The following is a 15,146-nucleotide window of genomic DNA, read 5'->3' as shown; positions in this document are numbered from 1 at the left end:
CGGGACGCGGCACGGGAGGCCCGAACGAGAAGGCCCGGAACGAGAAGGCCCGGGGAAAGCAAGCGCCCCCCACGCACCTGCCAGAGCCGACCTACCCTTGCTGCCTTCCGGCCCTGGGGGAGTTCAGTCAGATAGCACCGCGTGAGGGGCTCCGCCCAGCGTACCCGATCCCGACCCCCACCGGTCCCCCCTCCCCGACCTGCACCCCTCGCCCACCCCCACGCCGAGATGACGTGCGCGAGCACCCCTCCCGGTCATGTAATGTTCTCCCCGGAGGATTCGCCTAGAGGCCTAGGGCGCACGCTTGGAAAGCGTGTTGGGGGCAACCCCTCACGAGTTCGAATCTCGTATCCTCCGCCAGTGCCTCACCGGGCACGTTGTCGAAGGGCCCCACCGTTCGCGGTGGGGCCCTTCGACGTGTGCCGTCCGTCTCTCCTACACGGGGCAGGGGCGGTACTCGAGGCTCAGCTCGCGGTCGACGGCGTAGCTCGTCCGCATCGACGCGTCGATGACCTGCTGCCAGGATCCGTACTTGGCGTACAGCTGGTCCGCGGTGGGGCCGAGGGGGTTGCCGTACTTGGCGATGTTCCGCTCCTCCAGGAGCCCGTGGTAGCGCATCCGGGTCCGCTAGGCCTCGACCTTCTCGTCCATCGACAGAACGCGGATGCGGCACACGACCGGGTCGGCGCTGGGGCAGGGGTCGTCGGCGGAGACGGGAGGGGCGAGGGGCGCCGTGTTGACGGACCCGCACGCCTCGGCCGCACCGACCACGGACGAGCCGGCGGTGCCCAGGAGGGCGACGGCGGCGACGAACGGGACGAGGGCGCGGCCCAGCAGAGAAGAGGAAGGACGGATGGGCGCATCCTGGGGGTGGCGACGGGGCCCTTCACGCAGGCGCACCGGCGATCACTCCTACGGCGGCGGGCCGCCCGCCGGGCGCGCATGCGAGGCACCCGACGCCCGGAGGGCTGAACGGGCCTTCCGGCAGGGGCTGTTCACCGGATCGGGGGGTGATCGGAGGAAGGGACGTTCCTGCTCGATCCGTCCGGTAGCGATGCCGCTACTTTCTGTGATGACCAGTCGATGGCCAGTCGGCACGATCAAAACAGGGGACATCCATGAGGAAGTTGGCTGCAGTGGTGGGGGCCGTTGGGTTGTTCGTCGGAGGGGCGGGGGTGGCGGCGGCCGATTCGTGGCACGGCCTGGCGCTCTTCAAGACGACCGGAGCACGCTTCGCGGGCGGGAAGTACAAGTGGGAGCCCGCTGAGGTACAGCAGGGCGCCTTCCACATCAAGGGCACACTGCGTGACGTCGGCCTGGACGACAACCACAACGTGTATTTGCAGGTGAAGGTGCACGGCTACGGGTGGAATCGCTTCGACGGTGTGCAGAAGAAGGACGTCTGGATCGACAAGCTCGTCCACGACGGCGCCAGCCGGTACACGAACACGGCTGAGGTACGGGTGTGCCAGAACCGCGGTTCCCTGCACCCTGACAACTGCTCTCCGACGAGGTCCTTCAAGCGCAATTAGGGCAGTCGACCTTCGCGGGGGCCGCTCACCGGTGGCTCCCGCTCCCAAAGGAGTGCGCACCACGATGGACGTCATCCTCCGCGCCGAGGGCGTGGATCTCTTCTACGGCACCCAGCAGGCTGTGACCGGTGCCGATTTCACGCTCAGGCGCGGCGAAGTGGCCGCCATCATGGGCAGCAGCGGGTCGGGCAAGTCGTCCCTGCTGTATTGCCTCGCTGGAGTTCTGCCGCCCTCCAACGGCACGGTGGCCTTCGACGGGGAGCAGCTCTCGTCGCTCCCCGACGGGGAACTCAGCGCGTTACGCCGTACGCGTCTGGGCTTCGTCTTCCAGTACGGGGAGCTGCTGCCGGAGCTGACCGTCGAGGAGAACGCGGCGCTCCCCCTCCGGCTCGCCGGGATCAGCAAGACCCACGCCCACGCCATGGCGGCCCAGGTGCTGGGGCGCCTCGGGATGGGCGACCTGCTACGGCGCAGGACGTCGAAGCTGTCGGGTGGCCAGATCCAGCGTGTGGCTGTGGCACGGGCTCTGGTCCACCGGCCGGACGTGGTGTTCGCGGACGAGCCCACCGGGGCGCTCGACAGCATCAACGCGGCCGCCGTGCTCGATGAATTCCTTCAGCTGGCGAGAAGGCAGAAGACGGCCGTCGTCATCGTCACGCACGACGCCGACGTCGCCGCGAAGGCCGACACCCAGTACACGATGTCGGACGGTGTGCTGGCCCAACGGGTGACCGTGTGAACGCGTTCGTCCTCGGCATGCGTCTGCTGTGGGGAAGCGGGCGCCGGGCTCGGGTCCGCTTCCTCCTGATGGCGCTCGGATCCGCACTCGGGGTCGCCTGTCTGGCCGCCGCACTCACCATCCCGACGATCATCGCCGCCAACGATGCCCGGGTGACGAGCCGCGCGGTCGTTCCAGGTGCGAACAAGAACGCCGTCTACCAGGAATTCCTGGACCCCTACGGCTCGCAACCGCTGCGGCGTGTCTTCATCGGTCACAAAGGTGTCGGCCCCCTGCCGGTTCCTCCGGGAATCAGGGCACTCCCTCGTGCGGGCGAAGCGATCGTTTCACCGAAGCTGGGCGAGATCCTGGCGGCCAACCCGCGCGCCGCAGGACTCGTGCCCGGCCGCGTGATCGGCACCATTTCCCCGGCGGGTCTGGGTGGGCCGGACGAGCTGTACGCCTATATCGGCACCGACGCCGATGAACTGAGCGGGGCGACATCACTCGGCCGTTTCGGCGCTGCGCACACGAAACATGAGGTCATCGACCCCTCCACCCTGGACATCCTGCGGTTCACCCTCGGCTGCATCGTGCTGCTCCCGCTCGTCATCTTCCTTTCCGTCTGTGCCCGGCTCTCCGGGGAGTCACGTGCGCGTCGGCTCGCCGCACTCCGGCTCGTCGGCCTCAGCATGCGGGACACCCTGCGGGTCAATGCCGGAGAGAGCGTGGTCGCCGCCTTCGTCGGGGCCATGGCCGGACTCATCGGATATCTCGGAATCAATGAGGTCATGGCGTGGGTCGGGCTGCCCGGCTTGCGCTGGTACCCGGCCGATGGGCGGCCGGACGGGACGACCATCGCCGTGTGTCTAGTGGGGTGCCCGGCCCTCGCCTGGGTCGTGGGCCAGTTCAGTGCGCGGCGAGCGGCCCAGTCGCCCATCAGTGTGCGCCGGACCGGCGAGCGTAAGCCTCCGAAGAAGTACGGGATGCTGCTGCTGATCCCCGGGCTCGGAATCATCAGCGGGTACTGCCTGCTCAGCGCGATGGGACGGAATCCGTCAGGTGGATCGGCCGGCGCCGTGCTGGTTCCCGGCGCGGTGCTGATGACCGGGGCAGGGCTTGTGTTCGGCCTGGCGCCGATCACGGCATGGATCTCGCGACGTCTGGCGGGAATGTCGCAATCGCTGCCACTGTCGCTGGCCATGCGACGCACGGAGGTCGATCCGGGAAGCGCCCTGCGGGTGGTCACCGGGCTCGTACTGTTGGTGTTCGGTGCCTCGCTCACACAGGGGGTGCTCATCGAGTTGGATCAGGTCAGTCGGCGAACGGCCCCGGTCCAGGAGTACAGCCTTCCCGCAGCAGAGTTGAGTACGCGACAGCGCTCAGAGATGACCGCTTTGAGCGGAGTACAGGCCCATGGCCTGGCCGTCCAGTCATGGGTGGCCACGTTGGAAGAGGACCTGCCCACCATCCAAGGCGTTGTTGCTACGTGCGCCCAATTGGCTGCCTTCACCAAAACTACGCACGGCTGCATTGACGGCAAGGTCCTACGGATCGAGGATCCGACCTTCTTGTTCGATAAGAACGCCCGCCTCGGCCGCAACTTCCCATTTCTGCTCAGCAATGGGGAAAAGCTGAATGTCTCCGTCCCTCGGGACACTGTGACCATTCAGGCTTACGACCCCTCAGAGTTCGGCGGACCAAGCCTGCTCATTCCCCCCTCGCTGCTCCCCCAGAACGCTCAGCTCGCAGACGCCCGCTTCGTTCTCGTCAGCCCCTCCGACCCCACCACCGTCCGCGCCGTTCTCGACGGCATCGGAGCCGTCGCCCCCACCGTTTCCGTCGAGCCCGTGGGGATCGTCATCGACTCGCTCGCTCAGTTGACCGTGATTCGGAGTCTGCTGGTCGTCGGGATGGTGCTCGGGCTGGTGATCGGGGTTGCCGCGTTCGTCGTGTCCGTGGCTGATCGGGCCCTGGAGCGGCGGGGGCAGGTCACCGCGCTCGCGTTGTTGGGGGCCCGGGCGGGGACGTTGCGGGTGGTGCAGGTGGTTCAGGTGTTGTTGCCGTTGGTGGTGGGGTTGGGGGCGGCGATCGTCACCGGGTGGCTGGCCGAGTCCAGTTACCTGATCACCGGGGGCGGCGCGGTGCACTGGGACTGGGACGGGTTGCCCCTGCTGTTCGCCTCCGCGCTGGGGGTCGTGCTCGTCGCCGCCGTCGCCTCCGTCCCCATGGTGCGGCGGCACATCGATCCCGAGCACATCCGGCGGGATTGATCCCCGGTGGGCGGTGGGGCCCCGCCGCCCGCCCCTCGGGCTCATGCCGCCAGGGTGTGCGCCGTCGTACGGGCCTCCACCCGGGTGCGCAGCGCCAGGGTGATCGCCGCCGTGGCCGTTCCCGCCACCAGTGCCGTCCACCACAGCGTCGCCGGGCCCAGGGTCGTGTAGGTGGTCACTCCCAGGGTGAGGGCCCCGAAGCGGGCCGCTCCCCAGGTCCAGCTGAAGGCGCCCTGGTAGCGGCCGCGGGCGTGCGCCGGGGCCAGGTTGGCGAAGACGCCGGCGGCGATGCCCGCGACGACGACCTCGCCGAGCGACCAGATCACGACCGACACCGTGTAGCCGGCGATGCCGTCGGCGAGGCCGGTCAGCGCGACGCCCACCGCGATCAGACCGCTCCCCGCGCTCTGCACCGCCACCTGCGGGAGCCGCGCCAGCCACGCGGTCGCGAAGGGCTGCAGCGCGACGACCAGGATCGCGTTGACGGCCGCCATCGCCCCGTACACCGCCGGCGAGAGGCCGCTGTCGCGGACGGCGAGCGGGAGCGCGACCTCGGTCAGCGAGTACACGAAGAGCTGGACGCCGAAGAGGGGGAGCAGGAGGAGGGCCAGGCGGTCCCGGAGGACCACTCCGTAGCCGATGCCGTCCTTCGCCGGTCCCGTCGGTGCCGAGCGCCGCGGCTCCGGCAGGCGGATCGCCACCACCGCCGCGTACAGCAGCATCGAGCCCGCGTCGACCGCGAACAGCAGCCAGTACCCCTGCGCCGCGAGGTAGCCGCCCAGGACTCCCGCCACCGCGGTGCCGATGTTCACGCCCCAGCCGAAGAGCGCGTACGCGCGCTGCCGCCGTTCGCTGTCCACGGCGTCGGCCAGCAGGGCGTACGCCGCCGGGGAGACCGTGCTGCCGGCCGCGCTGATCAGCAGCGCCGCCCCCGCCATCGTCCACACCCCCGGCGCCAGGAAGAGCGCTCCCTGTGCCGCCGCCGCGCCGATCAGGCCGATCAGCATCGTGGGGCGACGGCCGATGCGGTCGGCGAGGACGCCGCCCACCGCGGGGCCGATCAGGTTGCCCGCTCCGAGCGCTCCGAGGACGTACGAGGTGTCCCCGCCGGTCACTCCCCGCGAGGCGAGGAAGAAGACCAGGAACGGCGTGACGAGGTAGCCGAGGCGGTTGACGATCGTTCCCGCGAAGATCGTCCAGACCACCGACGGGAGGCCCTTGAAGGCCGAGCCGGAGGAGGCGGAGGAAGAGGATGAGGAGGAGGGTGCCGCTGTGGTGGTGCTGGAGGTTCGAGGCATGGGAGGAGCGTGCTTTCCCGCCCCCGCGCCCCTCCATTGATTAAGCTCAGACCGAATCCATTCGCTACCCCCAGGACGTGGAACGCATGGAAGCCGGGCTCAGTTTCTCCGCCGCCGACCTCGCCCAGACCCGTTTCGCCGTCTCCCCCATGTGGGAGGTCGTCACCAGCTACCGCGTCGTCGCCCACCGGCCCGACTCCGCCCCGCACGGGCGCTGGGCCGCCCAGGTGCGGCCCCGGCTCGTCCGCGCCGGTCTCGACCGCGGCTGGCTCGCCGCGCTGATCCCCGCCCAGGGGTACCTCGCCGACTTCCTCAACCCCACCCCCGCCGGACCCTTCCCCGCCCTCGCCGCCGAGCTCGACGCCATCCGCCGCGCCCCCGCCGCGGACGTGCGGGACGACCTCGACTCGCTGGAGGGGAAGGGCAGTCGCGAGCCCCGGCTCCGGCTGCTGCGCGAGGACCCCGAGGCCGTCCTCCCCAAGGTCGCCGACGAGATCGAGACGTACTGGGAGCTCGCCCTCGCCCCCTACTGGGCCCGCATCCAGAAGGTCCTGGAGGCGGACGTCTTCCACCGGGCGCGGCAGGTCGCCGAGCACGGTTCGGCGCGGGTGCTGAGTGAGCTCCACGAGACCGTGCGGTGGGACGACGGCACCCTACGGCTCGTACGGCGGCACTGCGCGCTCACCCGCGACCAGGCAGGCTCCGGGCTGCTGCTCATCCCCTCCGTCTTCGCCTGGCCCAGCGTCCTCACCCGGTCGGTCCACCCCGACCCACCCCAACTCGCCTATCCGGCACGGGGTTTCGGGAGCGTCTGGGAACCCCGTGCCACCGACGCCACGGACGCCGTCGCCGCCGTCCTCGGCCGCTCCCGCACCCTGCTCCTCACCGAGCTCGACACCCCCGCCTCCACCACCCAGCTCGCCACCCACTGCGGCATGTCCGCCGCCGGCGTCTCCCAGCACCTCATCGCCCTCCGCAACGCCGGCCTCGTCACCGCCCACCGCAGCGGCCGCTCCGTCCTCTACGCCCGCACCGCCGTCGCCGACCAGCTCCTGCACCCCTAGCCGCCCCTTGCCTTGGAGTGCACTCCAGTCCCTAGAGTGCGCGCATGCGCTATCGGGTACTCGGCGGGACCGGGATCGACGTCAGCACCTACTGCCTCGGCACCATGATGTTCGGAGCCGTCGGCAATCCGGACCATCAGGAGTCCGTACGGATCATCCATGCCGCCCTCGACCAGGGCGTCAACTTCGTGGACACGGCCGACATGTACTCGGCCGGCGAGTCCGAGGAGATCGTCGGCAAGGCGCTGCGCGACCCGCGGCGCCGGGAGGCGACCGTCCTCGCCACCAAGGTGTACTTCCCCGTCGGCGGTGAGGGGCCCAACAGGGGCGGTGGCTCCCGGCGTTGGATCACCCTCGCCGTCGAGAACAGCCTCAAGCGGCTCGGCACCGACTGGATCGACCTGTATCAGGTGCACCGGCCCGACCACCGGACCGACATCGAGGAGACCCTCGACGTCCTCGGGGACCTCGTCACCCAGGGGAAGATCCGGGCCTTCGGCTGCTCCACCTTCCCCGCCGAGGAGATCGTCGAGGCGCACGCCGTCGCCGAGCGGCGCGGGCTGCGCCGGTTCCGCTCCGAGCAGCCGCCGTACTCGCTGCTCGCCCGCGGCGTGGAGGCGAACGTGCTGCCCACCGCCCAGAAGTACGGGATGGGGGTGCTGACCTGGAGTCCGCTCGCGTCCGGCTTCCTCACGGGCAAGTACCGCAAGGGGCAGGCGATCGACCTGACCAGCGGGCGGCCCGCGCTCACCCCGCACCGCTTCGACCCCTCGCTGCCGGTCAACGCCGCCAAGCTCGACGCCGTCGAGGAGTTCGTCGCGCTGGCCGACGAGGTCGGGTGCTCCCTGCCCGAGCTGGCGATCGCGTTCGTCGCCTCCCATCCGGCCGTGACGTCCGTGATCATCGGGCCCCGGACGATGGAGCAGCTGGAGGGGCTGCTGAAGGGAGCGCCGGTCGTCCTCACCGACGAGGTCCTCGACCGGATCGACGCGATCGTGCCGCCGGGGACCAACCTCTACCAGCCGGACGGCGCCTGGCGGCCGCCCTTCCTCACCGATTCCTCCCTCCGACGGCGGCCGATCGGCGAGCGCGCGGCCGGGTGACGGACGGTGTGCCGTCGGGTGGGGGCGGTGTGCGGGGTGAGGACGGTGTGCGGAGTGAGGACGGTGCGCTTTCGGGTGGCGGCGCGCTGCCCGGGGGCGGTGTGCCGTCCGGGGGCGGTGTGCCGTCCGGTGGCGGTGTGCCGTCCGGTGGCGGTGTGCCGTCCGGTGGCGGTGTGCCGTCCGGTGGCGGTGTGCCGTCCGGTGGCGGCGCGCCCTCGGGCGGGTGGCTGAGCCGCTGCGCTACGGCGTCGCCGTGAACTGTTCCGTGCCCACCACCCGCAGCAGGGCCAGGCGCTCCCCCGTGTCCGTGCCCGGCGGCGGGGTGTAGAGGACGAGGCGCTGCTCGCCCTCCGGGGCCAGCAGCACCTGGCAGTCCAGGTCGACCGTGCCGATCACCGGGTGCGCGACCCGCATCCGGCTGTGCCGGCGGACCGCCACCTCGTGGCGCTCCCACAGCTCCGCGAACTCCTCGCTCGCCCCGCGCAGTCGCTCCACGAGGCGCGTGGCGGCCGGGTCGCCGGAGCGGCGGCCGACGGCCGCGCGCAGGTCGGCGACGTGGAGGCGGCTGTAGTACGCGTGCTCCTCGGCCGGGTACGCCGTACGGACCGTCGCGTCGGCGAACCAGCGCCACACCACGTTCCGCCCGTGCTCCGACACCGTGCACACGCCGCCGAGCAGGGACTGGGCCATCGCGTTCTGGGCGAGGACGTCCCCGAGGTCGCTCAGGACCTGTGCGGGGGTCGTCTCCAGCTGGTCGAGCAGGTGGAGCAGGCCGGGTGCGACGTGGTCGCCGGCCGTGGCGCCGGCGGGCGGGCGGTGGCCGGCGAGGAGGTGGAGGTGGTCGCGCTCGTCGGTGTCGAGGCGCAGCGCGCGGGCGAGCGCGGCGAGCATCTGCGGCGAGGGCTGCGGGCCGCGGGCCTGCTCCAGGCGGATGTAGTAGTCGGCGGACATGCCGGCGAGCTGGGCGACCTCCTCGCGGCGCAGTCCGGGGGTGCGGCGCCGGGGGCCGGCCGGGAGGCCCGCCTCCTGCGGGCGCACCCGCTCGCGGGAACGGCGCAGGAAGTCGGCGAGTTCTCGGCGGTCGATCGTCATGCCGATCATGGTGCCGGGTGCGGGCGGCCGTATCCAGGGATCGGCGGTCCCAGGCTCGGAAGGGCTCTCCCGGCCGCTTCCGGGGATCGGCAGAGTCCTCGGTGTCGGCCACCGACCGCCTCCCGCCGGGAGCGGACGGGGCCGGTCACCGACCGCCTCCCCGCCCGGGGAGGCCGCATCCACCGGGAGCAGAGACCATGGCCACCGTCACCGTCGGCACCGCCCGCGTCCGCTACGACGTCGAGGGCTCGGGCAGCGGGCCCGCCCTCCTCCTCGTCCACGGCACCGGCTCCGGCGGCGCCGTCATCAACTGGGGGCAGACGGCGCCGCGCTTCATCGGCGACCGCCGGGTCGTCACGCTGGACCTGTCCGGTGCCGACCGGACCGTCGACGACGGCGGGCCGCTGACCGTCGAGACGCTCGCCGCGCAGGTCGCCGCGGTGATCGAGGACGCGGGCACCGGTCCGGTGGACCTCCTCGGCTTCTCGATGGGGGCCCCGGTGTCGGCGGCCGTGGCCGCGCTCCGCCCGGACCTGGTGGAGCGGCTGGTGCTGGTGGCGGGGTGGGCGCACACCGACGGCGACGAGTACCTGCGGAACCTGTTCACGCTGTGGCAGCGGCTCGGCGAGTTCGATCCCGCGGGCTTCGGGCGGAGCGTGACGATGACCGGCTTCAGCCGCGGCTTCCTCAACTCGATCGGCCGCGAGGGCGTGGAGGCGCTCGTCCCGAACATGCCGCCCACCCCGGGCACCCTGCGGCACGTGGCGCTCGACCTGACGGTCGACATCCGCGCGCTGCTGCCCCGGATCGAGGCGGAGACGCTGGTCGTGGGGGGCACGCAGGACATCACCGTGCCGGTGGAGAACAGCCGGGAGCTGCACGCGGCGATCGCCGGCAGCAGGTACGCGGAGATCGACGCCGGTCACGTCATGTTCTTCGAGAAGGAGGACGAGTTCGTGAGGACGGTGACGGAGTTCCTGGGCCCGGCCGCCGCCTGAACCCATGATGGGGTCCATGGGAGACACCAGGTTCATCGACGCGGCGGAGCGGCGGGCCCGGCTCGGGGTGCGGCACCGGCTGGCGGGGAGCGCGCGGGCGGGGTCGGCGGCGGAGGTCGGGGACGCGCTCGTGGCGCTGCACGCGACGGATCCGGCGAGCGTGTTCCTCGCGGTGGCGGCGCGGCTGGCGGAGGGCGTCGAGCCGGTGGGGGCGGTGGAGCGGGCGCTGTACGAGGACGGGGCGCTGGTCCGGATGCACGGCATGCGGCACACGGTCTTCGTCTTCCCGGCCTCCCTCGCCGCCGCCGTCCAGACCTCGACGACCCGGCCGGCGGCCGTCCGTGAACGCACCACGCTCCTCAAGCACTTGGCGGCCGGCAGCGAATTCGACGAGGACTGGCTCGTGGAGACCGAGCGGCTCGTCCTCGCGGAGCTGGCGGCCCGGGGCGAGGCGACCGGGACCGAACTGGGCGCGGCGGTACCGAGGTTGAGGTCGACGTACGTGTACGGGCCGGGCACCCGTCAGGAAGGGACGCAGTCCGTGGCGAGCCGGGTGCTGCGGGTGCTGGGCATGGAGGGCCGGATCGTACGGGGCCGGCCGCAGGGGACGTGGACGTCGAGCCGTTTCCGGTGGGCGGTCGCCGGGGCCCACCCCGCACTGGACCCGGCCTCGGCGCGGGCGGAGCTGTTGCGGCACTGGCTCGGGGCGTGCGGGCCGGCGACCGAGGCGGACCTGACGTGGTGGACGGGGTGGAGGGTCACGGACGTGCGCAAGGCTCTCGTGGCGGTGGGGGCGCTGCCGGTGACGGTGGACGAGGGGACGGGTTTCGTCCTGCCGGACGACCTCGGGGCCGTCCCGGAGCCGGAGCCGTGGGCGGCGCTGCTGCCCGCGCTCGACCCGACGGCGATGGGCTGGCAGGGCCGCGACTGGTACCTGGACCCGGCCCATCGGGCGGCGCTGTACGACCGCAGCGGGAACGTCGGGCCGACGGTGTGGTGGAACGGCCGGATCGTCGGCGGCTGGGCGCAGCGCCCGGACGGCGCCGTCGTCCACCGGCTCCTCGCCGACGTGGGCGCGGACGCGGAGCGGGCGATCGGGGCGGAGGCGGCGCGGCTCGCGCGGTGGGTGGGCGACGTCCGGGTGACGCCCCGTTTCCGGACCCCGCTGGAGCGGGAGCTGAGCGCGGATCGGACCTGAGCGGCGCGGCACCTCTCCTGGCGGGGATCGGACCTGAGCGGCGCGGCACCTCTCCTGGCGGGGATCGGACCTGAGCGGCGCGGCGCCTCCTGGCGCGGATCGCCCCCTGAGCGGAACCCCACCTCCTAGTGGCGGACGTCCAGGCCGGAGACGCCCAGGTCGAAGAGGCCGTCGAGGACCAGGTCGACGCCGACGGCGGCGAGCAGCAGGCCCAGGAGGCGGCCGAGCAGCTCGATCGTGGCGTGGTGGGTGCGGCGCAGGATCCGGGCGAGGAGCAGGACGCAGACCAGGTCGAGGGCGATGACCGCCACGTACGCGCCGACCACCGTCGAGCGCCAGCTGAAGGAGTCGCGCTCGGCCGCCTCGATGAGCACGGCGGTCATGGCGAGCGGGCTCACGACGTACGGCATGAGCAGCTCGCGCACCCCGCTGACCAGGTCGGGGGCGTCCTGGTGGGCGCTGTCGGAGCCGAGGTGGAGGCCGAGGACGAGACCGACGGCGTAGATGAAGAAGATGATCCCGCCCGCCAGCTGGAGGGCGGGGGTGCTGATGTGGAAGAGGTCGAGCAGCCAGGGTGACGTGATGCCGGTGACGAGGCCGACGAGGACGGCCGCGCCGGAGGAGACGAGCGCGATGGTCCGCACCTGGCGGACGTCGTGGACCTGGGCGAGGCCGGCGAAGGCGAGGAGCACCTTCGGGGGGCCGACGACGGAGAAGAAGGCGATGAAGGCGGCGGAGAAGGTGAATGCGTTCACACCGGAAATCATGGGGCGGCCGGGTGATTTCTCCCGTTTTTCCGGTTTCCTTCCGCGCGGTGTCGAGAACGGCCACCCGGCTCCGACTGTGCTGCGAGAGGCAGACCGGACCCGCGAGCGAGGAGGACGTCATGAAGTACCTGGTGATGGTGCAGGGGTCGCAGGCCGACTACGAGGCGATGGCGGGGCACGGCTCCGCGCAGAGCCCCGCCTGGGACAAGACGCAGCTCAAGGCGATGTTCGACCACATGAACGCGATCAACGAGGAGGTGTCCGCGAGCGGCGAGATGATCGACGCCCAGGGCCTCGCCGCCCCGTCCACGACCCGCTTCGTCACGGTGGACGGCGACGGGAAGCCGCTCGTCACCGACGGCCCGTACGCCGAGACCAAGGAGGTCCTCGCCGGCTACTGGGTCCTCGACTGCGCCTCCCTGGAGCGCGTCACCGAGATCGCCGCCCGGGTGGCCCGCTGCCCGGTCCCGCCCGGCTCCCCGGACCACCCGGTGGTCATCCGCCCGATCGACGAGACGGGTCCGGCCCAGGACTGAGCCGGTGCGCCCCGTGGGCCCCGCCGGTGGCGCGGGGCCTGCCCCGGGGGACGAGGAAGGGGGCCGTCAGGGCCGCCGCCGCGGCCGCCAGGGCGCAGGCCTTGAAGGCGGTGGTGAAGCCGGTCGCGGCCGGGGGCGTGGTGCCGAGGGCGAGGGTGGAGGCGAGGGCCACGCCGATCGTGCCGCCGAGTTCGTGGAAGGTGTTGACGATCCCCGAGGCGAGGCCGGCCTCGTGCGGCGGGATCAGGCCGAGGGCCGTCGTGGTCGCCGTGACGAAGACCGCGCCCAGGCCGAAAGCCGCCACGGCCAGGGCCGGCAGGAGGGTGGTCCAGGGATCGGCGGTCGGCGTGAGGAACGCCAGGGGCAGGCAGCCGGCGGCCGCCAGGGCCATGCCGCCGGCGGTGCAGGCGCGCGGGCCCGCGGTCGTGACGAGGCGGGAGCCGAGGTGCGCGCCGATCGCCGTGGCGAGGGCGACCGGGAGGAAGAGGAGGCCGGTGCGGAAGGCGTCGAGGCCGTGGCCGTGCTGGAGCCGCATCGAGCCGAGGAAGAAGAACGAGATCAGGAGCGCGGTCGCGACCAACATGAGCAGGGAGCCGGCCACGACCGGGCGCCGGGTCAGCATCCGAAGGTCCATGAGGGGCGTGCGGGACCTTCGCTCCACCCCAGCGAACCCCGCGTAGAGGGCGATCGCGCCCAGGAGTGGCAGCAGGGCGGCCGGGGCGGTCCAGCCGGAGTCGCCCGCCCGGACGAGCCCGTAGACGAGCGCGCCCGTGGCGGAGGTGACGAGGAGGGCGCCCGGGACGTCCAGGGGGCGGGTGCGGGCCGGGGCGGGATCCTTCGGCAGCAGCCTCGGGAGGACGGCGAGCAGCGCCAGGCCCGTCGGGACGTTCACGTGGAAGATCCAGGGCCAGCCCGGGCCGGACGTGAGGGCGCCGCCGAGGAGGACGCCGACGGCCGAGCCGGTACCGCCGACGGCCGCCCAGGCGCTGATCGCCCTGGCCCGTTCGGGGCCGTGGAACAGGGTGGTGACGAGGGCGAGCGCCGCCGGGGAGAGGAGGGCGGCGCCGATGCCCTGGGCGACGCGGCCGGAGAGCAGGACGGTGGCGTTCGGCGCGAGTCCGCAGGTGAGCGAGGCCGCCGTGAACAGGGTGAGGCCGGCGAGGAGGACCTGGCGGGCGCCGAGGGCGTCCGCCAGCCGTCCGCCGAGGAGCATCAGGCCGCCGAAGCAGAGGGTGTAGGCGGTGACGACCCAGGTCAGGGCGGTGCGGTCGAGGTCGAGGTCGGCGGCGAGGGCGGGCAGGGCGACGTTCACGACGGTGACGTCGAGGATCAGCATGAACTGGGCCGCGCAGATCAGCGCGAGGGCAGTCCAGCGGCGTGCGTGGGCGCCGGCGGTGGCGGTGGCGGTCGACATAACTGAACTGTACGGCACAGTACAGTTGAACTCAAGAGTACAGTTCCCTTGGTACGCTCCGGCCATGGAACCCAAGCCCGCCCCCACCGGCCCCCGCGCCGCCCGCAAGCGACAGGCCGTCGTGCGGGCCGCCCGCGACCTCTTCCTCCGGGAGGGCTTCGGCGTCGGCATGGACGCCATCGCCGCCGAGGCGGGCGTCTCCAAGGTGACCGTCTACAACCACTTCGGCAGCAAGGAGGCCCTCTTCACCGCCGTCGTCGCCGGCGCCCTCGACGAGCCCCTGGGGGCCGACACCGACGGGCCGGACCTCTCTCTGCTCCCCGACGCCGAGGACCTGCGCGCCGCCCTCGTCGAGGCCGGGCGCGCCTGGGCACGGGCCGTACGGGCCGACGACGAGGGCCGCGCCCTGCGCACGCTCGTCGCCACCGAGCTCCACCGCTTCCCCGAGCTGGGCCGCGCCTGGCGCGCGCACGGTCCCGCCGGCCACCACCCGGCCGTCGCGGACGCCCTGCGCGCCCTCGCCGACCGGGGCCGGCTGGCGATCCCGGACCTGGAGGTCGCGGTCCTCCAGCTGTACTCGCTGCTCGTCTTCCCGCAGATGGTGTTCGAGCAGTACGGGACGGAGCTCACCGAGGAGCTGAGCGAGCGGCTCGTCGTCGACGGGGTGGAGATGTTCCTCCGCCGCTACACGCCCTGACAGGTGTCATCCTTGGACGTCGACGGACCCCGTGCCGGGGAGTAAATTACCCCCTGGGGTATCTGTGGAGGAGTGACAGTGGAACTCGATCTCGCGGGCGCCGAGCTCAAGGCGGTCCTGAACCGGCTGCGCCGGGCGCAGGGCCAGATCTCCGGGGTGATCCGGATGATCGAGGAGGGGCGCGACTGCGAGGAGGTCGTCACCCAGCTGGCGGCCGCCTCCCGGGCCCTCGACCGGGCCGGCTTCGCGATCATCGCGACCGGTCTCCAGCAGTGCCTGACCGACATCGAGGGCGGGCGCAAGAACGGCGAGGACCCCGAGGCCATGCGGGCCCGCCTGGAGAAGCTCTTCCTCTCGCTGGCCTAGCCGGAGACTGGCCTAGCCGGAGAGGGGACACGGGACACGGGAGTGCCCCCGGGGCGTCGCCCCGGGGGCACTCCCGTGTCCACGTCCGGC

14 protein-coding genes, 1 tRNA gene, 1 other RNA gene and 1 pseudogene are annotated in these 15,146 nt (G+C 72.3%); 11 read left to right on the top strand and 6 right to left on the bottom strand.

The genetic code is table 11. The annotated features are described in order from the left end of the window. Positions 1–55: 55 nt before the first annotated feature. An RNA gene (ffs, locus tag ACFYUZ_RS07660) (signal recognition particle sRNA small type) lies at positions 56–154 on the bottom strand. A 118-nt stretch (positions 155–272) separates the two neighbouring features. Between ffs and ACFYUZ_RS07655 the strand changes: the two genes are divergently transcribed. Further along, positions 273–360 (top strand) — tRNA-Ser (locus tag ACFYUZ_RS07655). 75 nt (positions 361–435) lie between these two features. Here ACFYUZ_RS07655 and ACFYUZ_RS07650 read toward each other — a convergent pair. Further along, positions 436–855 (bottom strand): annotated as a pseudogene (locus ACFYUZ_RS07650) (hypothetical protein). Positions 856–1,118: 263 nt separating this feature from the next. Here ACFYUZ_RS07650 and ACFYUZ_RS07645 point away from each other — a divergent pair. The 3 genes from ACFYUZ_RS07645 (at position 1,119) to ACFYUZ_RS07635 (ending at position 4,523) form a co-directional block, all read left to right on the top strand. Continuing rightward, positions 1,119–1,532 (top strand): hypothetical protein, encoded by a 414-nt coding sequence (locus tag ACFYUZ_RS07645; protein WP_389306961.1) that lies wholly within the window; start codon positions 1,119–1,121, stop codon positions 1,530–1,532. Positions 1,533–1,596: 64 nt separating this feature from the next. Then, complete coding sequence (locus tag ACFYUZ_RS07640) at positions 1,597–2,271, top strand: ABC transporter ATP-binding protein (RefSeq protein WP_389306960.1); 675 nt, start codon at positions 1,597–1,599, stop codon at positions 2,269–2,271. Then, on the top strand, positions 2,268–4,523 hold the full coding sequence (locus ACFYUZ_RS07635; protein WP_389306959.1) for an FtsX-like permease family protein: 2,256 nt from the start codon (positions 2,268–2,270) through the stop codon (positions 4,521–4,523). The genes ACFYUZ_RS07640 and ACFYUZ_RS07635 overlap by 4 nt, the downstream gene beginning before the upstream one ends. Before the next feature lie 41 nt (positions 4,524–4,564). Here ACFYUZ_RS07635 and ACFYUZ_RS07630 read toward each other — a convergent pair whose 3' ends face one another. Beyond that, positions 4,565–5,821 carry an MFS transporter gene (locus tag ACFYUZ_RS07630; protein WP_389306958.1) on the bottom strand — a complete coding sequence of 419 codons (1,257 nt, stop codon included), beginning with the start codon at positions 5,819–5,821 and terminating at the stop codon, positions 4,565–4,567. Between the two features lie 86 nt (positions 5,822–5,907). Here ACFYUZ_RS07630 and ACFYUZ_RS07625 point away from each other — a divergent pair, with 86 nt between their 5' ends. Together ACFYUZ_RS07625 and ACFYUZ_RS07620 are read left to right on the top strand one after the other, a co-directional pair. After that, a complete protein-coding gene (locus ACFYUZ_RS07625; protein ID WP_389307033.1) occupies positions 5,908–6,885 on the top strand; it encodes a DUF5937 family protein in 978 nt (325 codons plus the stop codon). Positions 6,886–6,929: 44 nt separating this feature from the next. Beyond that, complete coding sequence (locus tag ACFYUZ_RS07620) at positions 6,930–7,988, top strand: aldo/keto reductase (protein ID WP_389306957.1); 1,059 nt, start codon at positions 6,930–6,932, stop codon at positions 7,986–7,988. A 240-nt stretch (positions 7,989–8,228) separates the two neighbouring features. Here the strand turns inward: ACFYUZ_RS07620 and ACFYUZ_RS07615 are convergent, their stop codons facing one another. After that, a complete protein-coding gene (locus tag ACFYUZ_RS07615) occupies positions 8,229–9,089 on the bottom strand; it encodes a helix-turn-helix transcriptional regulator (RefSeq protein ID WP_389306956.1) in 861 nt (286 codons plus the stop codon). A 188-nt stretch (positions 9,090–9,277) separates the two neighbouring features. On the opposite strand from ACFYUZ_RS07615, the gene ACFYUZ_RS07610 reads away from it, so the two are divergent. Continuing rightward, on the top strand, positions 9,278–10,078 hold the full coding sequence (locus ACFYUZ_RS07610; RefSeq protein WP_389306955.1) for an alpha/beta fold hydrolase: 801 nt from the start codon (positions 9,278–9,280) through the stop codon (positions 10,076–10,078). 16 nt (positions 10,079–10,094) lie between these two features. Further along, positions 10,095–11,276: a winged helix DNA-binding domain-containing protein gene (locus ACFYUZ_RS07605; RefSeq protein ID WP_389306954.1), complete on the top strand. Its 1,182-nt coding sequence runs from the start codon at positions 10,095–10,097 to the stop codon at positions 11,274–11,276. Between the two features lie 125 nt (positions 11,277–11,401). On the opposite strand, the gene ACFYUZ_RS07600 is transcribed toward ACFYUZ_RS07605, so the two are convergent. Then, positions 11,402–12,031, bottom strand: a complete 630-nt coding sequence (locus ACFYUZ_RS07600; protein WP_389306953.1) for a MarC family protein — start codon at positions 12,029–12,031, stop codon at positions 11,402–11,404. Positions 12,032–12,162: 131 nt separating this feature from the next. On the opposite strand from ACFYUZ_RS07600, the gene ACFYUZ_RS07595 reads away from it, so the two are divergent. Continuing rightward, entirely contained in the window at positions 12,163–12,579 is a 417-nt protein-coding gene (locus tag ACFYUZ_RS07595) for a YciI family protein (protein WP_389306952.1), read from the top strand. Here the strand turns inward: ACFYUZ_RS07595 and ACFYUZ_RS07590 are convergent. After that, entirely contained in the window at positions 12,539–13,993 is a 1,455-nt protein-coding gene (locus tag ACFYUZ_RS07590) for a DHA2 family efflux MFS transporter permease subunit (RefSeq protein ID WP_389306951.1), read from the bottom strand. The two genes, ACFYUZ_RS07595 and ACFYUZ_RS07590, sit on opposite strands and share 41 nt — an antisense overlap. Positions 13,994–14,057: 64 nt before the next feature. On the opposite strand from ACFYUZ_RS07590, the gene ACFYUZ_RS07585 reads away from it, so the two are divergent. Continuing rightward, the gene (locus ACFYUZ_RS07585; RefSeq protein ID WP_389306950.1) at positions 14,058–14,690 is read left to right on the top strand and encodes a TetR/AcrR family transcriptional regulator; all 633 of its coding nucleotides are present in this window, start codon (positions 14,058–14,060) and stop codon (positions 14,688–14,690) included. A gap of 78 nt (positions 14,691–14,768) precedes the next feature. Continuing rightward, the gene (locus ACFYUZ_RS07580; protein WP_030685455.1) at positions 14,769–15,056 is read left to right on the top strand and encodes a metal-sensitive transcriptional regulator; all 288 of its coding nucleotides are present in this window, start codon (positions 14,769–14,771) and stop codon (positions 15,054–15,056) included. Positions 15,057–15,146: the final 90 nt, after the last annotated feature.

The organism is Streptomyces sp. NPDC004266, assembly GCF_042874095.1.
Classification (GTDB): domain Bacteria; phylum Actinomycetota; class Actinomycetes; order Streptomycetales; family Streptomycetaceae; genus Streptomyces.
Note: the sequence above shows the minus strand (reverse complement) of the source record. Positions and strands in the feature narration are given on the sequence as shown.